This window comes from Rhodococcus sp. P4_F3_2 (assembly GCF_056401335.1).
Genome location: NZ_JBFUJN010000165.1, coordinates 1 through 501 on the forward strand (window position 1 = coordinate 1; position 501 = coordinate 501).

A 501-nucleotide genomic window follows, 5' to 3' on the forward strand; every position below is an offset into this window, starting at 1 on the left:
CGGCGCCCACCCCGGAACCTCACCCCGAGAACGAGCCTCGTACGCCACCATCACATCACGCGTCAACGGCCCCATCGACACACCATCACCACTGATGTGATGAACCACCATCGCCAACACGAACTCCGACTCCGACACCGCGAACAACCGCGCCCGAACCGGAACCTCCACCGCCACATCGAAACCAGCCGACAAGAACCCCGTCACCGCACCAACAACATCGGACTCCGACACCACAACCGGCGACAAATCCAACCGCACCCGATCCGCAGACAACACCTCCTGGAAGCCGACACCGTCGACCTCCGGATACACCGTCCGCAAAATCTCATGCCGACCAACAACATCCGACACAGCAGCATCCAACGCCGCCACATCCAACAACCCCGACAACCGAATCGCCACCGGAATATTGTTCGCCGACGACAACGTATCGAAACGGTTCAAGAACCACATCCGCTGCTGCGCCAACGACAACGGCACCAGCTCCGGACGCACCCG

At 61.1% G+C, this 501-nt stretch carries 1 protein-coding gene; it reads right to left on the reverse strand.

Annotation, left to right across the window (positions count from 1 at the left end; genetic code table 11):
* A partial coding sequence (locus AC1DWA_RS33255; RefSeq protein WP_477917722.1) for a condensation domain-containing protein occupies positions 1-501 on the reverse strand: 501 nt, incomplete at both ends.